Source organism: Paenibacillus sp. F411, assembly GCF_017582705.1.
GTDB lineage: Bacteria > Bacillota > Bacilli > Paenibacillales > Paenibacillaceae > Paenibacillus_AQ > Paenibacillus_AQ algicola.
The window spans coordinates 55927-74231 of the sequence record NZ_JAGFIP010000001.1 but is presented as its reverse complement, the minus strand read 5'-3'; the positions used below and the strand labels follow the sequence as shown (position 1 = coordinate 74231).

General features: G+C 49.8%; 13 protein-coding genes. 4 read left to right on the top strand and 9 right to left on the bottom strand.

The window, feature by feature from the left end:
* Position 1 precedes the first annotated feature (1 nt).
* Both JJQ72_RS00250 and JJQ72_RS00245 read right to left on the bottom strand, forming a co-directional pair.
* Positions 2 to 886, bottom strand: coding sequence for a carbohydrate ABC transporter permease (locus JJQ72_RS00250; protein ID WP_208202360.1), 885 nt, complete (start codon positions 884 to 886; stop codon positions 2 to 4).
* A 25-nt stretch (positions 887 to 911) separates the two neighbouring features.
* Positions 912 to 1796, bottom strand: coding sequence for an ABC transporter permease (locus JJQ72_RS00245; RefSeq protein ID WP_208202359.1), 885 nt, complete (start codon positions 1794 to 1796; stop codon positions 912 to 914).
* Here JJQ72_RS00245 and JJQ72_RS00240 point away from each other — a divergent pair.
* Positions 1785 to 2066 (top strand): hypothetical protein, encoded by a 282-nt coding sequence (locus JJQ72_RS00240; protein ID WP_208202358.1) that lies wholly within the window; start codon positions 1785 to 1787, stop codon positions 2064 to 2066. The genes JJQ72_RS00245 and JJQ72_RS00240 overlap by 12 nt on opposite strands.
* On the opposite strand, the gene JJQ72_RS00235 is transcribed toward JJQ72_RS00240, so the two are convergent.
* The 5 genes from JJQ72_RS00235 to JJQ72_RS00215 all read right to left on the bottom strand — a co-directional run bounded on the left by JJQ72_RS00235 (position 2063) and on the right by JJQ72_RS00215 (position 8855).
* Positions 2063 to 3154: a response regulator transcription factor gene (locus JJQ72_RS00235; protein ID WP_208202357.1), complete on the bottom strand. Its 1092-nt coding sequence runs from the start codon at positions 3152 to 3154 to the stop codon at positions 2063 to 2065. The genes JJQ72_RS00240 and JJQ72_RS00235 overlap by 4 nt on opposite strands.
* Positions 3147 to 4904: a cache domain-containing sensor histidine kinase gene (locus tag JJQ72_RS00230; protein ID WP_208202356.1), complete on the bottom strand. Its 1758-nt coding sequence runs from the start codon at positions 4902 to 4904 to the stop codon at positions 3147 to 3149. The genes JJQ72_RS00235 and JJQ72_RS00230 overlap by 8 nt, the downstream gene beginning before the upstream one ends.
* A 290-nt stretch (positions 4905 to 5194) precedes the next feature.
* On the bottom strand, positions 5195 to 6904 hold the full coding sequence (locus JJQ72_RS00225) for an ABC transporter substrate-binding protein (RefSeq protein ID WP_208202355.1): 1710 nt from the start codon (positions 6902 to 6904) through the stop codon (positions 5195 to 5197).
* Between the two features lie 75 nt (positions 6905 to 6979).
* Positions 6980 to 7879: a carbohydrate ABC transporter permease gene (locus JJQ72_RS00220; protein WP_243895775.1), complete on the bottom strand. Its 900-nt coding sequence runs from the start codon at positions 7877 to 7879 to the stop codon at positions 6980 to 6982.
* A 25-nt stretch (positions 7880 to 7904) separates the two neighbouring features.
* On the bottom strand, positions 7905 to 8855 hold the full coding sequence (locus tag JJQ72_RS00215; RefSeq protein ID WP_208202354.1) for an ABC transporter permease: 951 nt from the start codon (positions 8853 to 8855) through the stop codon (positions 7905 to 7907).
* A gap of 245 nt (positions 8856 to 9100) precedes the next feature.
* Here JJQ72_RS00215 and JJQ72_RS00210 point away from each other — a divergent pair, with 245 nt between their 5' ends.
* The 3 genes from JJQ72_RS00210 to JJQ72_RS00200 are packed head-to-tail and all read left to right on the top strand — an operon-like array spanning position 9101 to position 11863.
* Positions 9101 to 9886 carry a heparin lyase I family protein gene (locus JJQ72_RS00210; RefSeq protein WP_208202353.1) on the top strand — a complete coding sequence of 262 codons (786 nt, stop codon included), beginning with the start codon at positions 9101 to 9103 and terminating at the stop codon, positions 9884 to 9886.
* A gap of 23 nt (positions 9887 to 9909) precedes the next feature.
* Positions 9910 to 11016 carry a Gfo/Idh/MocA family protein gene (locus tag JJQ72_RS00205; RefSeq protein WP_243895806.1) on the top strand — a complete coding sequence of 369 codons (1107 nt, stop codon included), beginning with the start codon at positions 9910 to 9912 and terminating at the stop codon, positions 11014 to 11016.
* Positions 11003 to 11863, top strand: coding sequence for a sugar phosphate isomerase/epimerase family protein (locus JJQ72_RS00200; protein WP_208202351.1), 861 nt, complete (start codon positions 11003 to 11005; stop codon positions 11861 to 11863). Before JJQ72_RS00205 ends, JJQ72_RS00200 begins: the two co-directional genes overlap by 14 nt.
* Before the next feature lie 121 nt (positions 11864 to 11984).
* Here JJQ72_RS00200 and JJQ72_RS00195 read toward each other — a convergent pair whose 3' ends face one another.
* Together JJQ72_RS00195 and JJQ72_RS00190 are read right to left on the bottom strand one after the other, a co-directional pair.
* On the bottom strand, positions 11985 to 13319 hold the full coding sequence (locus JJQ72_RS00195; RefSeq protein WP_208202350.1) for a glycoside hydrolase family 140 protein: 1335 nt from the start codon (positions 13317 to 13319) through the stop codon (positions 11985 to 11987).
* 123 nt (positions 13320 to 13442) lie between these two features.
* Positions 13443 to 18125: a family 16 glycosylhydrolase gene (locus JJQ72_RS00190; RefSeq protein ID WP_208202349.1), complete on the bottom strand. Its 4683-nt coding sequence runs from the start codon at positions 18123 to 18125 to the stop codon at positions 13443 to 13445.
* Between the last annotated feature and the right edge of the window lie 180 nt (positions 18126 to 18305).

The following is an 18305-nucleotide window of genomic DNA, read 5'->3' as shown; positions in this document are numbered from 1 at the left end:
GTTATTCCTTGACAGATCCCAGCATTGCACCTTTGATAAAATGCTTCTGCAGCAGCGGATACAAAATGACGATTGGAATGGTGGATACGAGGATCGTCGCCATTTGAAGCCCCTGAGGTGAAACCGTTGCGGCCGACTCACTGATGGAAGCCATCGTTTCATTAACGTCAGACTGCACAATCAAGCTGTATAAATACAGCTGCAAAGGCCGAATGGAAGGATTCGTAATATACATCAGTGCGGTAAAATAATTGTTCCAGTGGCCCACTGCGTAGAACAGCAGCAGCGTAACCATGATCGGCTTCGACAGCGGAAGAACAATTCGGGACAGAATGCCAAGCTCGGTCATGCCGTCCATCTTCGCAGCATCGAACAGTTCTTCCGGCAGCGAGCGCATAAAGGTCATGCATAGAATGACATTGAATACGCTAAGTGCCGTCGGAATAATTAGCGCCCACACCGTGTTCAGTAAGCTAAGCTCCTTGACAACGAGATAGGTTGGAATCAAAGGAGCTTGGAAGATCATCGTAAAAATAAGGATAAGCATAATCAAACGGCGTCCGCGCAGCCACATTTTGGACAGAGGATACGACATCAGCACTGTAATGATCATGTTAATTAACGTGCCTACAGTGACGACAAAGATCGTAACCCCGAACGCCCTCCAAAAAATATCATTCTGCATGACTGCAACATAATTCTCCATACTGAAATCGACGGGCCATAGCAGCACTTCATTATTGATCAGCGCTTTACTAGAGCTGAGCGAGCCGGCAATGATGTAAAGGAATGGAAGAATGACCGTTAAGCAGATGGTCAGGAGAAACAGCGTGTTGAACAGATCAAAGGCTCTTTCTTTCATTCCTTTTTTCAATGTAGTTTGCATGATAAGCACTCACCTTTCTTGCGGCCTAATAAAGCCCCTCGCCTGTAATCTTCTTGCTGAATCGGTTGGCAATGACCAGCAGAGCCAGGCCTACAACGGATTTGAACAGTCCCACGGCAGTCGTCAAGCTGTACATGGACTGCCTGATTCCCATCCGGTACATGAATGTATCGAGCACGTCGGCTTTATCAAAGGTTGCGGGAGTAAGGAAGACATACACCTGCTCGAAGCCGTTATCAAGGATATGTCCGATCTTGAGTAGAAGCAGGATGACGATGGCCGGCATCATACCGGGCAGAGATACGTGCAGGAATTGCTTGAACCTGCCTGCGCCATCAATGCCTGCTGCTTCATACAGCGAGGGGTTGATGCCAGCCAGCGCGGCGAGAAAGATGATGGCACTCCATCCCATTTCCTTCCAAATACCTGTGGAGACGATGATGGTTCGTATGTAGTCGCTGTCGAGCAGAAAGTTAACCTTGTCTCCGCCGAAGTTCTCAATCAATTGGTTGACCAAACCGTAATTTTGCGAGAAGAGCATGGTGCTCAATCCGCCGATCAGAACCCATGATAGGAAATGCGGCAGGTACAGCACGGTTTGCGCGAAGCGCTTGAAAGCCATTTTACGGACCTCATTCAGCAGCACGGCCAATATGATCGGGGCCGGAAAGGCGAACAAAATCTGGTACAGACTAATAATCAAGGTGTTCTTTAACAGCCGGGTAAATTGCGGGAAGGTCAAGAATTGCTCAAACCATCTGAAGCCGACCCAGTCGCTTTTTAGGAACCCCTTAAATACGTTGAAATCCTGAAAAGCAATAACGCTACCCAATAGTGGGATGTACTTGAATACCAACAAATACAACAGTCCCGGAACCAGCATGAAGTAGAGTGCCTTATGGTTTTTCATGAATTGCCAAGTGCCTTGGCGTCGTTGCTTGTGGAGGCTCTGAGCCGCCAGATGTTCTGCCTGTGGTTCCACACGAAATTCCCCTTTCTCTCTGAGTTACTCTCACTCTTGTTGTTTACAGCTTCATTGTATGAAAAAAAGCCGCAGCGGCTCAATGAGCGATATATCGATTTTTATGCCTATATTAAGCAATACAACAAAACAAGCTTCCCGGCGCATGGAACACCCGAAAAGCTTGCTAAAGGATCTGTCATGTTCGTCATCTCTTAGTCCCGTTCCAGCCTCTTCTTATACTCAATCGGGCTGAGGCCATAGTATTCCTTGAATAGCTGCGAGAAATGGGTTCCATTCTCATACCCGATCTGCAATGCAATCTCATACCCTTTCAGGCTGCTGTTAAGCAGCAGCTCTCTGGCTTTTTGCATGCGCACCTCGATCAGATAGCTCCAGATTGTCATTCCCGTTTCCTGCTTGAAGTAATTAGCCAGATAGGTTCGGCTCATTGCAACTTGTTCAGCCAGTTCCTGCAGGCTTACCTTCTCTGCATAGTGTGTCTGGATATAATGCTTCACTTGCTCGATAACACGGCGGTTCGTTTGATTCATCACGTTCTTCATGGCATCAAATAAGAGGTGCGCCCCTTCCTCCAGCCTCCGCACGGCACATAGCCGGAAATAACGCCTGGCCTCACTGTGCAAAATGGGCTCATCCCCCAGCACCCAGTCCGTGCCCTCCTTTAAGTTAAGCGTTACCCGATTGTCCTTCAGATCTTCAAGAATATATTGCAGCCACGCCATCGACAATGGCTTGAGTAAATAATAGCGGCTTCCGATCCAGTTCTCCAGCAGATCCAGTGTATCCACCACCAGCAGCGGCAGCGTCTCAAACTGTACAGAGCGAATCAGATTGACCCAGCGCTGATGCATGTCCCTGCTGTGGGGAATGTTCCTCATCAGAATTTCCACAGCCTGGTTATGCCGATCTCTCTCAATTGTCTCAACGGCCTGAAGCAAAGAGTCCTTAAGTATATCGGTATCAATCGGTTTCAGGATGTAATCCTTTGCGCCAAGCTGAATGGCCTGCTTCGCGTATGCAAATTCATCATAGCTGGATATAATGATACACTCCATCCACGAGAACGTGTTCTTGATCTCCTGAATGAGCTTCAAGCCATCCATGACCGGCATACTGATGTCAGTAATACAGATATCCACATGATAGCTGGATAGAAACCTCATCGCCTCCTCTCCGTTCTCAGAAGACCCTACCAGAAGGAAGTTATTGTGAAATGAAGACACCTTTTTACTCAGTCCCTGGCGAATTAGCAGTTCATCATCGACAATATGCACTCTATTCATGTTGTTCTCCTTCAATTGGAATTGGAATTACGATCCGAATTCTGGCACCGCGATTTACCTTTTGCTCAATGTACAGCCCTGCTTGCCGATCACTGCCGTAGTACATGCGAATGCGTTCATTAACGTTTAAGAGGCCGACATTGGACAGCTTCTTGAATCTTCTTTCATCGCTGTGGATGCTCATCTTGTGCTGAAGCTCTCTGAACGCATCCTCGTCAAATCCAGGACCGTTGTCCTCAAGGACAATCTCCAGCTGCGTGGAGGACAGCCGGCTCGCCCGCAGCATGATATGAATCGGCATTCCGGTGACTGCTATGCCGTGCTTGATCGAATTCTCAGCCAGCGGCTGCAATACTGCCTTTAGACAGGGCAGTCTCAGAATATCGGGCTCAACCTCCTTGGAGTACGTGACCTTGGACCCGAAACGAATCTGGGTAATATACATAAAATTGTCCAGGTGATCAATTTCATTTCGGAGCTGAACTACTTCATTGCGATAATTGGAGGAGTAACGGAACATCTTGGCTAAAGCAATAGTAGCTTTCTCGATTTCCGGCACGTCCGCAAGTGTCGCCATATTGTTGATGGATTCCAGCGTGTTGTACAAAAAATGGGAGTCGATCTGGGACTGCAGCGCCGACAACACAGCCTCTTGCTGAATGCTTTTGGCGTCAGCCAGCTTGTCCACCGTATCATTCAGGCTGGAAAGCATCTTGTTATAAGCGATGGCCACGTCGGCAACCTCATCGCTTCCCTGAACCTCCATAACCTGATCAAATTGACCCTTCGGCGTCTTCTTCAAGGCTTCTCTCAGCTTGTACAAGCGTCTTGTAATGGAGGACGACACGAGTACAATGAGCAGAATTGCGATTCCGATCCCTCCGGCCGCAATAAAGACAGTCATATCCCGAACCCTGTAAAGGCTCTGCGCCACCTCTTCGAATGGAACGACGAAGACATTTTTCCAGCGGGTGCTTGGTACGGTATCAAAAATGATGATCTGGCCGCTGTCTTCATTATAAAAGGACCCTGACTCTTGGGTCACAATTCTTTGCTTCATTCTGGAATCCATCGACCGTAGAAAATAAGACGGCTCGGGATGCACAGCATAATTGCCATGCTGGTCAATCAGCATGCCATGGCCAGTTTCACCAATCCGTATCTCGCTGAGCAGCTGCCTAGGACGAGCCAGTGTAAAGTCCGCAATCATGTAGCCTTTTTTATTGCCGGAGTAAATTTTTTTGACCAGGGTGATCACCGGCAGCGTAACCGGGCTTCCCGAGCCGTCAATGTAGTTGGGGTTCCACCGGGCCAGCAATGTAAAGGTGTTCGAAGGCTCCAGGTCGCGGATCCAGGACTCACTGTGGATCGAATAATCGGAATCTATCGCAAACTTTTTGACATAATGCATCTCTTTGCCCAGGTCATCAGCCAGGACGATGGACAGCAGATCAGGATGCCTGGCTGAGAAGGATAAAATATAATTGTTCTCAATTCGCTTATATGCCTCGTAGTTCTCGTAGGTCTGGTTCTTGGAATACTGAAGCCAGCTGACGAATTCCGGACTTGTCCCCACCATGAGAAAAAACTGATCATAATCCATATGAATCTGGTTCAAATGCATATTCGCCTGCTTCATAACCTGAGAACTGATCTCTACAACCTCGTCCCGGACAGTCCTTGAGGTTTCAATATAGCTGATAGCCCCAATTAAAGTGACCAGGAGGATATTTACCGATATAAAAATCACTATCATTTTCAGCTTTAAGGATCGTCTGATGAGTCCTATCATTGGCCTTCTCCGTTCTCTTGGCTGTAACGTACTTTCATTATCGTAAGCGCTATCCCGATCGTCAATGGTTCTTCACCATTCGCGCGGGCCAGGCAGAACATTTCCTAATATAGCTAAACGATTCGTTATATCTCAACATGAAGCGGGGCGGCATCAACTACCGTTATAAATGAAAAGAAAGCAGCCGCACCAGGGAGATCGCCTCCCCGGATACTGCCGCTTCCCCCTATGATTCATACGAAACGCTCTTACTCATTCCACAGCTTGTAACGATCGGCAAGCAATTCATTAAACGTCTCTTCCAGCTCTGCCCGCCCTGCCTTGTCAATTTCCTGCAGCATAGCATCCCAGATGGCGTCAAACTCTTCCGGCTTTGCCATAATAGCCTCTGGTGCCCGTTTCTTCACGAGATCAAAAATCCGCTGCAGAATGACATTGGCGTTGGAGTCCTGCGGGATGTTAATCTGCCAGGCAGCGCCGTATTCCTTCACCGGGAACTCATCCACGGACGGGAACAGGTCCATCCACAGCTTCGCATCGTACTGGGCGAGCACTTCCTTCTCTACCTCAGTGTAATTCTCAGCGATTTGCTCCGGAGATCTGACCGTAAAGGTCTGGCCTGTGGAATCCAGTGCTCCGTCGCCGTATTCCGGGAACGGATAAGCGTATACCCCGATGCCCGTCTTCTTATAGTATTCGGAGTCGGAGAAGCGCTTCTTCATTTCCTCTTCGGAAATCACACGTTTTCCGTTCTCTACGGTATAATGTTCGCCTTCAATACCCCAATTGTTGAGAATTTGAGCTTCTTCGGAAGCGAGCCAATCCAGGAATTTGATCGCCCGGACCGGATCCTTCGCGGAGGTGGAGATTCCGATGCCCCAGCCTGCAGAATAACCGGAGGACTGGAAGTCAGCATATTTCATATCTTCTGTCAGCGTGACCGGATAAACGCCATACATCATATCATGCTTGCCGCCTTCGCGTAATTGATTCTCTGCATTCCAGTGCTGCCAGCGGGCATCCGCCAAACCTACGACTTGGCCTGAAGCAATCTTCGCCTCATACTGATCATATTTCTGAGTAAAGCTTTCTTGATCAAGCAGACCCATATCATTCATGTGATTGAGCCAGCGGAAATATTCTTTTTCCTCTGGTCTTGTAATATGGAGACTTGCTTTCTTCGTTTGCGGATCTACGTACCATTCTCCGTCATCCGGACCGCCAGTGGCGAGAACCGCAGGATTGGTTACCGTAATTCTGAAACGCCAGTCATCTGCAAGCAGGGACATACCGATCGTCGGCTTGCCGTCTGTGGTCGGATTCTTGTCTACGAAATCTTTAATGACCTTCTCATAATCCTTAAGCGTCTTGATCTCAGGGTATCCGGCCTCCTTGACAGCCCGGTGCTGGATTTCAAATCCGGTCTTCGGATCCCACTGCTCACTGTAAACGCCAAAGCTGCCAACGAAATAGATCGACGGATCTTCCGTGCTGTATCGTAAACGCTTCATATAAGGACCGTATAACGCTTTCAGGTTCGGTGCATGCTCTTCAATCAGGTCTGTCAGATCCAGCAATGCTCCAGCTTCGATGAGCAGATTGGAGTCTGCTTTCGCATAGATTAAGTCCGGGTAATCGCCTCCGGCAGCCATAATGGATACCTTCTGCTTCACATCACCGACTGGATATTCGATATCCAGGGTTACTCCGGTACGCTTCGTAATTTCCTGTCCAACGGGACTCTTCATGTTCTCATAGTTCGGATTCGGGTCCGCACTGAACATGGTGAAGGTAATCGGCTCCAGCGCCTGATTATCCGTCTCTGCCGGCGTTGTGACCCCTTCCCCTTTGGATTCGGTTCCCGGTGTTGCGCTGTTGCCGCCGCTGCAGCCTGCAATGGTCATTGCGGCAGCCATACACAGCATCAGTGCTCGAAAGCCCAGCCTTTTCTTCTTCATCGTTTTAATCCCCTTCCCTTATACAAAATGTCTATGTGTATCACAGATTCGATGTCGAATCCGGCAATACCAGATTTAGCTTTTGACAGCGCCCAGGGTCAGTCCCTTGACAAAATATCTTTGTAAAAACGGATACACGAACAGGATCGGCACCGTTGCAATCATGGTGACGGCCATCCGGATGGACTCCGGCGATACGCGGGTCGTAACCTCCACATTGCCGCTGCGGAATGCGTCGGCAGATTGTCCAGCATTCGTGTTGCTAAGGATCTTCATCAGCTCATATTGCAGAGTTGTCAGCTCATCCCGGGAAGAGTTATACAGAAACGTATCGAACCAGGAATTCCACTGCTGCACGGCAATGAACAAGGCAATTGTAGCCAATACCGGCTTGCACAGCGGCAGAATGATGCTCCAGAAAATGCGCAGGTCCCCGGCCCCATCCAGCTTGGCCGATTCCTGCAGGCTGATCGGCAGGCCGTCGATATACGAGCGAATGACGAACACGTTCCACGCATTGATCATGACCGGCAGGACATACACCCAGAAAGAGCCAATCAGGGAAAGCTCCCGCATCAGCATGTAAACCGGAATGAGCCCCCCGGATACATACAGGGTAATCACGAACAGAAACGAGATTTGCTTGCGCAGGATGAAATCGCGTCTGCTGATGACGTAAGCGAGCAATGCACCGCAGAATACGCCAAGCAGCGTGCCGAGCAGCGTCCTGAGCACCGAGTTTCGAAACGCAGTAATCAGCGACTCATAAGCGAATACAGACCTGTAATTTTCAAGCGTGAATTCGCGCGGCCAGATATGGATGCCTCCCCTGATGGTGTCATTGGAATCATTCAAGGAAATGGCAAGCACATTCAGAAATGGATACAGCGTTACTATCGCAATAAAGATCATGTATAGATACAGAAAGCCGTCGAACAGCCGGTCCGACCAGCTCTTGCCCATGCCGATCTGCATGTTTTTATCCCCCCTCTTGCTGTGATCAGATCACGCTTTCCTTTGTTATTTTCTTGAACACATAGTTAGCTCCGAGCAGCAGGATGATACTCACCACGGAATTAAAAATACCGACGGCTGTACCGAAGGAGAACCTGCCCAGCTTGATCCCATAATTCAAAATGTACAGCTCAAGCACCTCTGCATAGTCCACAACGAGCGGGTTGCCAAGCAAGAACTGCTTCTCAAAGCCAATACTCATCAACCAGCCGATGGACAGGATGAGAACGACCATGATTGTGGGACGAATGCCTGGCAGGGTAATATGCCACATTTTACGCAGCCGTCCCCCGCCATCCACGGTGGCCGCCTCATATTGCTCCGGATCAATTCCGGACATAGCTGCCAGAAAAATAATGGAGTTCCAGCCGGTTTCCTTCCACATATCGGAGATGGTAACGATCCACCAGAACAGCTTCTCTTCTGCCATAAATGAAATGGGAGTGTCGATCAAGCCCAGAAACAGCAGCAGATCATTCACGCCTCCGTCCTGGGTTGACAGCATCTTCGTCACTAGCCCTGCCACGATGACCCAGGATACAAAATGCGGCAGATAGGCAATAGTCTGTATCGTTCGCTTGAACCACATCAGACGCAGCTCGTTCAACAACAGAGCGAACAGAATAGGGATTGTAAAGCCAACCACAAGGCTCATAAAGCTCATTGCGAGTGTATTTCGAAGCACCAGATAAAATCGTTCATCTGCGAATAATTGAACAAAATTATCAAAGCCGACCCACTGCTGTTCAGAAAACGAACGTCCCGGTCTGTATTTCTGGAACGCCATGACCCAGCCCCATAACGGCAAATACTGAAAAATAAACAGCCAAATTAAAAATGGCAGGGACATCAACAGCAGAAATCGCTGCTGCACAAGCGTACTCCATACCTTGCTTCTGGATGTTCCCCTTCCCTTCGGCGTATCCTTCAGATCCATTCACACATCTTCCTTTCCCGTAACAACCTGTTATGTAATCGCTTTATATTCCATACCCCTTATTCTATGAACATTTCAATATTTTGGTAGGTCAACATTTCAAGACCTATGGCACGAATTTAACCTGCTCCTGAACCCGAAAATATCTCTATATAAATCGTAACATCGTTTCTTGTATGACCTTGTTCAAAGCTCTACACTCATATCGAACCGTGCATTCACCACTGAATAAGGAGTGAGTATTAATGATCAAAAGAGCAAGTAAACAACGTTTTTTATCGATGCTGTTTGTTTGTGCGATGTCGTCCACCCTGTTAACATCCGTCCATGCCGACCCTTACAACCTGTATGAAACGTTTGAGGATCAGACCTGGGATTATACGAGTGAACCGCAGAAGAACAATCCCTACGCGCTCAATATCATCAATAATCCTACCTTTGGAGCTTACGAGGGCAGTCGGGTTCAGCGTTTTCAGTGGGATCGGGTCTGGTATGACGCTAGCGATCGAGCAACCAAAGGCTCTGAGATTGCGCAGCCTCAGGTGCGGGCGGCCTGGAATCAGGACATTTGGGAGGAGTTTTATTTCTATTTCCCGAGTTCCAGCGACGGGATGTCCAATGACTCTAAAGGGATGATCATCAAGCAGTGGATCGCCTGGCATCCCAGCATTCCCAATACGAATAAATCCTTTGCGTTTACGCTCCAGAACGGCGTGCTGAAAGCACAGCGTGCCTACGGAGACCGGGTGAATCCCTCCTACCAGGACTACACCATCACATCCAATATCCCCAAAGATCAGTGGGTGAAATTCAAGCTCAATCTTCGCTTTGACCGTACCGGCAGCTCCGGTAAAATCAAGGTGTGGATGAATGATTCACTCAAGGTGGATGTGTCCGGCTTCTCAATGGGCGTGGGTTCTCCAGACTATGGGCCTTATACCAAATACGGCATTTATGCTCACAGCTCATCGGACTTTACCAAACGCGTATTTTTTGCGGACAAAATCAAATGGAGTTATAATGCTTTCTAATATTGGGGGTTATTCCTTTGTCTATGCTTAATATTTACCTGGTCGGCTCCGGCGTCATTGCCAAAATGCATGCCAAGGCCGCTCAACATCTGCCTTGCGCAAATCAGGTACAGCTTCATGCCACCGATATTAGCGAGGATGCACGAAGCGCTTTTCGGGAGGAATTTCCTGAAGCGATCGTCTATACACAGCTGGATGAAATGCTTCAGGCGAAGCCCCCTTCTCCGCTGGACATCGTTGTTGTTTGTACTCCGCCGTTTGCCCACCTTGAACCGGTACGTAAAGCATTGGCATCAGGCCGGCATGTCCTGTGCGAGAAGCCACTGGCGATTTCCAGCCAAGAAGCCCGCGACATGCTGGAGCTGGCCATTGCCAAGGGCGTTCATCTTGCCTGCTGCAGCAGTCGATTTTTGGGGACAAGCACGACAGAGAAGGTAAAGCAGCTTCTTTCAACAGGCGCTTTGGGAGAGCTTTATCACGTAGCCTTTAAGGATGTGCGGAGCCGAGGAAGATCCGGTATCGAATATCAGCCGGGCAGCCGCTGGTTTCTGGACCGCTCCAGAAGCGGCGGTGGCGTGCTCATGGACTGGGGTCCTTACGATTTCGCGGTTCTGAATGATGTGCTGCAGCCGCTCTCTGTTGACATCGTTCAGGCATGGACTGCTAATCCGGTGACGGCACTGGATTTTGACGAAACCGTAGTCAATGATGTAGAGCAGCATGCTGGCGCTGTGATGGTATACCACCAGGCGGATGGATCCCGTGTAACGGTGACTTACGAACGATCGGCCTGTGAGCATGGACCTGAAATGAACCTGGCATTAATCCAGGGGACGAGAGGTGCCGTGGAATGGAACTGGCAGTGCTTTGACCATTCAGGAGAAGTGCATATGTATTCTGATGAAGCCGGTGCACTGGTCAAGCACTCACAGACGCTAGGCAGTGAGATTCCGCTTCATGACCGTCCCCTGCTTTACTTCTACCAGCTACTAACGGGTGTTAAAGGTCATGCACTGGTTGATGAGCAGTCTGTATTTAACCTGGACTGCATACAAGCGATCTATCATACAGCCCGAACCGGACATCCCCAAAAGGTGCAATGGAGCGGGAGGCTGTATGACGGGACCTAAGCTCTACGCAATGGATACCTTTTTCTATACCAGCATTGGCACCTATCGCTTTGAAGCACGGTGCGAAATGATCAAAGAGCTGGGCTTTGATGCCATGTATCTTACCTATTGGGGAAAGCAAAGCTGGGAGGAAGCCTTAAATCTTCGCAGCGTTCATGAGAAGTATGGACTTGGGGTCGCAGGAATGAACGCTGTCGTTGAGATTGAAGAAGAGGTCAATGATCAGAGCAATGCCCAAATTCTTTCACTGCTGAGAGAGCTCGAAGGATGTCCTGCTGTAGAGCTTAGCCTGAAAGCCTCCGCTCATCCGGTCTGCTCGGACGAATCCAGAGATCATTACGCCCTGCAGTGGCTGGAGGCTGCATTGCAAATTGCAGAGGAGCGGGGTATTCGCCTGCTGCTGTACCCGCACTGCGGGCATTGGCTGGAACGGACTGAAGACGCTGTCAGGCTCTGTCGCCAGCTGCCTCATCCTTTGCTTGGTATGACCTTTTCCGGATATCACTGGTACGTTGCAGACGGAGAGGGGCTAAGAAACAAGCTGAAGCTGGCCATGCCATACCTGGGTCTCGTTAATAAATGCGGCTCTCGCAAAATTCCGGGCATCCAGGCCGGTCTGCCAGCGACAATAGAGACGCTGGATGCCGGGGAGCTGGACAACTTCGTTCTGCTGTCCTGGCTGCAGAAGCTGGGATACCAAGGACCGATCGGCTTTCAAGGCTACGCTGCCGGCGGTGATGTGTACAGTAAGCTGAGACGTAATCTAGAGGCTTATTACGACATGTCTGCGCGACTGCAGGCTCACCCCTCTTGGTCAGATCTGGAGGCTAAGCTTCCGTGGCTGTAATCCTGGAACAAAGTCACAGCAGCTGAATCACATCTGAAAATGACAACCCTAAGCAAGGGGCCATCCTAAAGAGATCTTATCTCTCGGAAATGGCCCCTTGCTTGAGCTAGGAATTAAGAAATCAGGGATTAAGAACAGGCTGCTCAGTATCTACTAGCAGCACCCAGTCCTCGCCTCTTCCGCTGCTGGGAGGTGTGAACCATTGCGGCTCCCCGGTAAGCCGTTCGATCGCCTTCAGCCAGACACCGCTTCGCGGATTATACCAGGACGCTGTCATTACGTCTCCAGGAAGAGCTCCCGGATTGACATGCAGAGGCAGGCCGTTTGGCGTATAATAGTACGCACTTCTCTTATTCCTTGCTGCCGCAATATAGTTCGCGCCTTCGTAATTTGCGGCAAGGAGGCTGGCGTCTGGAATGAGCCCTTCAGCAGAGACAGGCTCAAATAATGCTCGCACATACTGCATCTGGGCTGCTCCGGGGCGGTGCAATGCCTCTTGCCAGCTGCTCAGCAGATAGCCGCCGGGCTCCTTGCATTCCAAAGAAGCAAATGCCCCTCGGCTCATGCACCACACCGAGTGATGGCCGTATGTATGGCCGCATGCGCCGGATAACAGACTATAATAGGCCGCTTTGCGCATGTCGGCTTGATCAAAATAGCCATTTTCCGGCTTGAAGCCGATGGGATGATCTTCATAGCAGGGCTCTGCATCGAGTACAGGCTTAATAGGCGTACGGGCATAATCTGCCGCCACCTTTTCATAGTTACGCTGCGTGGAATCACTATGCCCGGACTGAATCATATTGAAATCAAGCCATGCTTCATGATGGACATGCAAAGAAGAAGATTGACCCCCCATCGGATGGAAGGTCATCAGCTGCTCCGCGCCGCCGCGGCGAAGTCCGGAGGACAATGACCGATTCACAGCAAAATGTGCATACTCGGTCAAGGGGCGGTCACCGCCCAGCACCCAAACGATGTTGGTGTAGCTGCCATATCGGCGCCCGAGCCATTCTCCATAAGCTCTGGCATTTTCTTCATTAAATATAACGGGTCCCTTGCCCCATAGCAGGTTGTATTTGTCCCCCCAGGTAGGAAGCAATGCCATATAGATGCCACAGACAGCAGCATATTGAATAATGGCATCGACATGCTTCCAGTAATCATAGCTCCCTTCCTCGGTCAAAGGTTGTGCCGGATCATAAACACCGGCGTCAGTCCGTTCTAGCGGAATCTTTCCATAAGCATTCGGCTCCTTTATACCGTCCAGCTCAGCAAGCGCAGCGACCTGAACGACAGTAAACCCTTGTGTCGCCCGGGTTCTGAGATAATGCTCCGCCTCCTCCATCGTCAGTTTGTGAAACAGCTCCCATGCTGTATCACCAAGCCAGAAGAACGGTGTCCCATCCTCTTTTATAAATCCCCGTTGATGGGAACTGATGCTCAGCTTTTGCATGTAATCACCTCTTTATCATAATACGGGTATGAAACCCTCTCTCGTAATGAGGTTATCCGTAGTGGGTAACATACCAAGGCGAAAGCGATTCTCAGGCGGAGAATCGCTTTCTTGTTGTATTCCTTACAGTTGTGGTTGAGTATACCATGACGTTAATAAGCTATCCGTCATTACCGCTGCCTGCGCTCGTGTCGTTTGGCTCTTGGGACTGAAGGCTCCGTTCTCCATCCCCTTCAAGATTCCTGCTGCCTGAAGCTGACTGATGCTATCCATTGCATAGGAGGAGATAAGAGAGGAATCTCCAAAATTCAACGCTCCGCGTTCTGCAAAGCCCCATCCGGCTGCTTGCAGAGCTCTGGCCGCCATCACAGCCATTTCCTGTCTGGTAACCGGTTGATTCGGCTTAAAGCTTCCATCGCTGTAGCCGTTCAGGACGCCCAGTCCGCTTGCCGCTGTAACGGCGTCAAAGTACCAGCTGCCCGAAGGTACATCACGGAAGGCTGTCGAACTCTGGACAGCCATATTAAAGTCGAGCGCATTCATAAGCATTGCAGCAAATTCAGCCCGAGTAATGGCGCGCCCCGGCTCAAATGCATCATTGCCAGTTCCTTTCAGCATTCCCTTTCCACTAAGTACATGAATGCTGTCGGCGGCCCAATGGGTGTCCAAGATATCTTTGTACACGGCGCGGTCTGCTGTCCCGAGCTCGAACAAGCCCAATTGCTCGGGGAAATAATGCAGCTGTCCGTTTACAGTATCATGCCAGCTGTGCTTGACAGGCATGAGAGTCCCGTCTGCCAGCTTATAGTAGACCAGAGCTGTTCCTGGGCTTGAAGCTGACGACAACGGCATCGTTATTTTCATGGCTCGAGAAGGAATTTGATCCATAATCGATCCGTCCATGGTCAGCTTAAGCTCCAGCTGGTGGCGGGAATTTCCCGATCCACTGGATGTGCTGTCCGCTGACTTGCCATTCATCCGTAGCTCCATCATTCCTTTGGTGCCTTGTGCAAGCAGCCAGGCTGTTGACAGCGAGACCTCACCCTGCCAATGAGAAATCGTCACATTCGGAATAGAATGTTTTTTCAGAGCCTCAAATGACGATGCAGGCAGCTTTAATGTAACAGGACCTTGTTCTTTAACAGCATTTAGCTTTAGCTTTAATGTGCTCACACCCGCCTGGGAAGCAGCTAATTGCTCGATCAGCTTGCCGTCCATCACCGCCTCCCATGCGTTCCCTTGTACCTTCGTGGGCTCAATGCTCAAAGCTCCATTCTCAATCTTGACAGAAGGAGGAGAAGAAGGCCCTTCTGAACCCCCTGATGACGGTGTTTCCGGTGTTTCCGGTGTTTCCGGTGCTTTTTCATATACTCGTACATAGTCAATGAGATGAAGCTGAGGGAGCGCTGTCGTCCCTTCTACGGGCCCCGCAACAGCTCCACCGACAGAGGTATTGAGCAGCAGCATCATCGGCTTGCCAGCCATCCACTCCGGATTATTCGCTTCATGCCACTGAATGCCGTCTACATAAAAACGAATGCCCTCGGAATCCCAATCTACTGCGAACTCGTGATAATCCTCAGAGAAATCCTCTCCTACAAGCGTATAGCCCGTTTCACCATTCGTTGGCCAAGCACCGTAATGATATGTCATTTTCACCTGGTCTGTTGTATGCCCCAGGTAATCCATCATATCTATTTCTGGCGGCCATCCACCAATGCAGGGATCTACCCCCGTACACACATTATTTAATAAAAAGTGCGAGGCACGCAGTCCCTTCCCCTCAGGAAGCTTTGCCCGGACCTCAATTCGTCCTTCTGTAAGCACCATCTTATCCTTTGTATTTACGCCGCCTGAAGTAAAGCTTCTTCCCTCATACTTCCGTGCCTGCGTCTGAAGCACTAGCTTGCCATCTTCAACATATACATCATCCGGTGCAAAATACTGCAGCTCCTGATTCACATTGGAAGGAGCGTTGGTAATATTCCACTTGCTCGTATCAACAGCTTCACCCTCAAATTCATCAGACCAGATAAGCTCCCACTCCGGCTTCGCGATCGAGGAAGCATCTGTCTTGACTTCAACCCGGTTACTGAGAGGTGAATTATATGTGCTGCCTATTGCCCGGACTGCAAACTGATAGCGGCGCTCCGGCTCAAGATCATTCACCTGCAGCTCCATTTGGCCGCTTTCTACCGTCTGGAGAAGAGCTCCGTCCTGATACACCTCGTAGGACTGAGCAGCTGCTCCTTCTGAAGGCATCCGCCAATTCAGAGTGACGGAATCGGAAGCTTTGGCGGATGACCGTAAACGCGGGGTTGAAGGAACATCACTGATGTCTAATGAATACAGCTTGACATAGTCAACCTTCATTGCACCATCCAGAAACAACGCCATAGGCTGGGATGGAATATTCAGCTGATCCGTAAAGGCATGAACTGTCTCTCCATCCACCCGCCAAGTCACTCCGTTCGGATCCCATTCAATTTCAAAAATATGATCCTCGTCCTTCAGATTCCATGGCTCCAGCAGCTGACTGTCTGAAAGAGATGGCGAAGCGGTAAAGCTGGCTAATAATGATCCCGATTGCTGCTGGAACATCATTCGCGGCATATTCAATGAAGGAGGGCCTTCACCATTGCCTTGATCGGGAAGAAGGGCAATCGTTGAGGCTTGCCCGGACTCCGAAGAGAGGCTTGCCTTGATTTCGGCCCGCCCGTACAGCATGCTCACTTTATCTGCGGTTTGCAGCATGCTGCTGCGGCGCTTCTCCTGATCTGCACCCGCTGACAGAACTGCGTTTCCATCCTGTAATGTCACGAGCTCAGGATCAAAGTAAAGCGATTGTTCGCTGCCGGAGGACCAGCCGTCTACGATGTTCCAGTTTCTCGCGTAGAAGGAGTCTGCCAGAAATTCATCATAAAAAATCAAATTCCCCGACAGAGGCATGACAGCCCGCTCCAGCACATTATTGTCTTCATTACTTTCAGGGACGATTGACGAAGCGTCTACTCTAGCCTGAATATGGAGTCTGTCCCGGTCCACGGTCCAGCTTCTGCTGTCTAACGTAATAGCCTGGCCGGGATCTAGCTGAAGCGAGAATGTGTCTGTCAGAAAGGCTTCACTCTCTCCATGATGAGTAAATGCAACTTGTACATCTTCACTTACCGTCGAACCGCCATTATTTCTTACCTGCACTTGAAACTTCACGTCATCGCCAACGTCATAGGTAGAAGGAGTTACCTCCAGCTGCTCTAGTGTCAGATCTGCAGCCTGACTAGGCTTCCATACTCTGACCCAGTCAATCTGAGCCTGCTTGGCTGTCATATCCGAAGGATCGGGATCCCCGGTCCAGTCATTACCCACATGGACGTTCAGGACGGAATACAGCGGCTTGCCGACATTATTGGCGGTCGTTCTTCTCAGCTTGCCATCCACATACCATTTGATCTGCGTATCTGTCCACTCTGCTCCATATATGTGAAACTCTTCAGTCAAGTCCCCTGGAGAGCTCCAGCTTCCTCCGTCCGGAATATGCCTTCCATCGCTGTTAAGGTAATGCTGGGTCATGTGAACATGGTCCGGTTCATTTCCAAGCACTTCCATGAAATCAATTTCCGGCGGCCACATTTCCTCCGTCTTTGCCCAGAATGCTGTCAAGAAGCCATTCCCCGGCGCAGCTTTCATTCTGGCTTCCCAGTATCCATATTTCTGACTGAATTTTCCATTGGTTTGGATCAGCCCGGAGTACCATTGACCGTCCTCAACATCTGCTTGAATCGTCAGCATTCCATCCTGCACGATAATATTCTCTTTACGAAGCACTTCATCGCTATGATCTGCCGTCGTGCCCCATGGCCAGAAGTAGTTCCACTTGGTTTCATCCAGGCTGCTTCCTTCGAAATCATCCGTAAATGTCAGCTTCCAGCCGCCTGCCGGGCCCGCTGGCTGCACCACCTTCACGAATGGCATGCTGTATACATTGTTGTTTTCGTCGCTTTCATCAATTGTTTTCTCTCCAATGCTGTTGTCTGCCATCGCCCAGACCTCAAAGTTGTCCTGGTCTACCTGCCAGCCGTCGATCGTAGTCACGACAATGGATTCACCGGCAGCCAGGCCGTTTACGCCAGCCCAGTCCAGATACTGACTTTGATCGAATGAGGACGCATTTCGCATCCGGACATTTACACCGAACCAGCCCTCGGCAGGCCCTTCCCCTTGGTTACGAACGGTAACCAGGAATCTGACGGTATCTCCAACTTTATAATCAGTAGAATCCAGCGCAATATCGGTGACTACTAAATCCGGCATTGCGGGGACACTTGCAATATCTTTTATAAGCACATTGTTCGTTTCATCGCTTTCATCTATGGCTTGGTACTCATTGCTCTCATCCACCATCGCCCAAATCTGAAAGCTCTCCTGATTCACGACCCAGCCATCGCCGGAGGTCACCTCAATGGACTGTCCTGCTGCCAGGCTGTTCACACCGGCCCAGTCTAAATAGGGGCTCTTTCTGAATTCCTCGCCTTCTTTCAGGCGAACATCAACGCCAAACCAATTGTTTGCGTCTGCAGCCCCCTGATTCTTTACCGTAATCTTAAACTTTACAGAGTCCCCGATCTTATAACTGGGCTTGTCCAGGCGGATATCCGTAATGACCAGGTCAGCCATAGCTTCATCTGCCTGTACCGGAGAGATCAGGCCGCCATGCATTGAAGCCATGAGCATTGCCATACACAGCAGTACGATCATCCAGCGTTTAAAGCCGCCTTTTTTCTGCCTCCCAAAGCCTTTCTGTACCATCCTTGTTCTCCTCCCTTTTGATCTATCTTATGGAACAACGTAAAGGAACCGCCCTGAAGAATGCGCTTTCTTCTTTACGTCTTCCTAATAGTAAGGAGAAGGTGCCGCCTTTGTGTAGGACAACATTTTAACGTGGCTGGCACAGTTTTAACAATGCTATTGGAAAAGTTAAGAATGAGA

Coding starts and splice junctions, on each gene's coding strand:
- JJQ72_RS00215 (WP_208202354.1), bottom strand. CDS start 8,855: ATGGATCTGAAGGATACGCCGAAGGGAAGGGGAACATCCAGAAGCAAG.
- JJQ72_RS00225 (WP_208202355.1), bottom strand. CDS start 6,904: ATGAAGAAGAAAAGGCTGGGCTTTCGAGCACTGATGCTGTGTATGGCT.
- JJQ72_RS00205 (WP_243895806.1), top strand. CDS start 9,910: ATGCTTAATATTTACCTGGTCGGCTCCGGCGTCATTGCCAAAATGCAT.
- JJQ72_RS00190 (WP_208202349.1), bottom strand. CDS start 18,125: ATGGTACAGAAAGGCTTTGGGAGGCAGAAAAAAGGCGGCTTTAAACGC.
- JJQ72_RS00250 (WP_208202360.1), bottom strand. CDS start 886: ATGCAAACTACATTGAAAAAAGGAATGAAAGAAAGAGCCTTTGATCTG.
- JJQ72_RS00240 (WP_208202358.1), top strand. CDS start 1,785: ATGGTTTTTCATGAATTGCCAAGTGCCTTGGCGTCGTTGCTTGTGGAG.
- JJQ72_RS00195 (WP_208202350.1), bottom strand. CDS start 13,319: ATGCAAAAGCTGAGCATCAGTTCCCATCAACGGGGATTTATAAAAGAG.
- JJQ72_RS00210 (WP_208202353.1), top strand. CDS start 9,101: ATGATCAAAAGAGCAAGTAAACAACGTTTTTTATCGATGCTGTTTGTT.
- JJQ72_RS00220 (WP_243895775.1), bottom strand. CDS start 7,879: ATGCAGATCGGCATGGGCAAGAGCTGGTCGGACCGGCTGTTCGACGGC.
- JJQ72_RS00200 (WP_208202351.1), top strand. CDS start 11,003: ATGACGGGACCTAAGCTCTACGCAATGGATACCTTTTTCTATACCAGC.
- JJQ72_RS00235 (WP_208202357.1), bottom strand. CDS start 3,154: ATGAATAGAGTGCATATTGTCGATGATGAACTGCTAATTCGCCAGGGA.
- JJQ72_RS00245 (WP_208202359.1), bottom strand. CDS start 1,796: ATGAAAAACCATAAGGCACTCTACTTCATGCTGGTTCCGGGACTGTTG.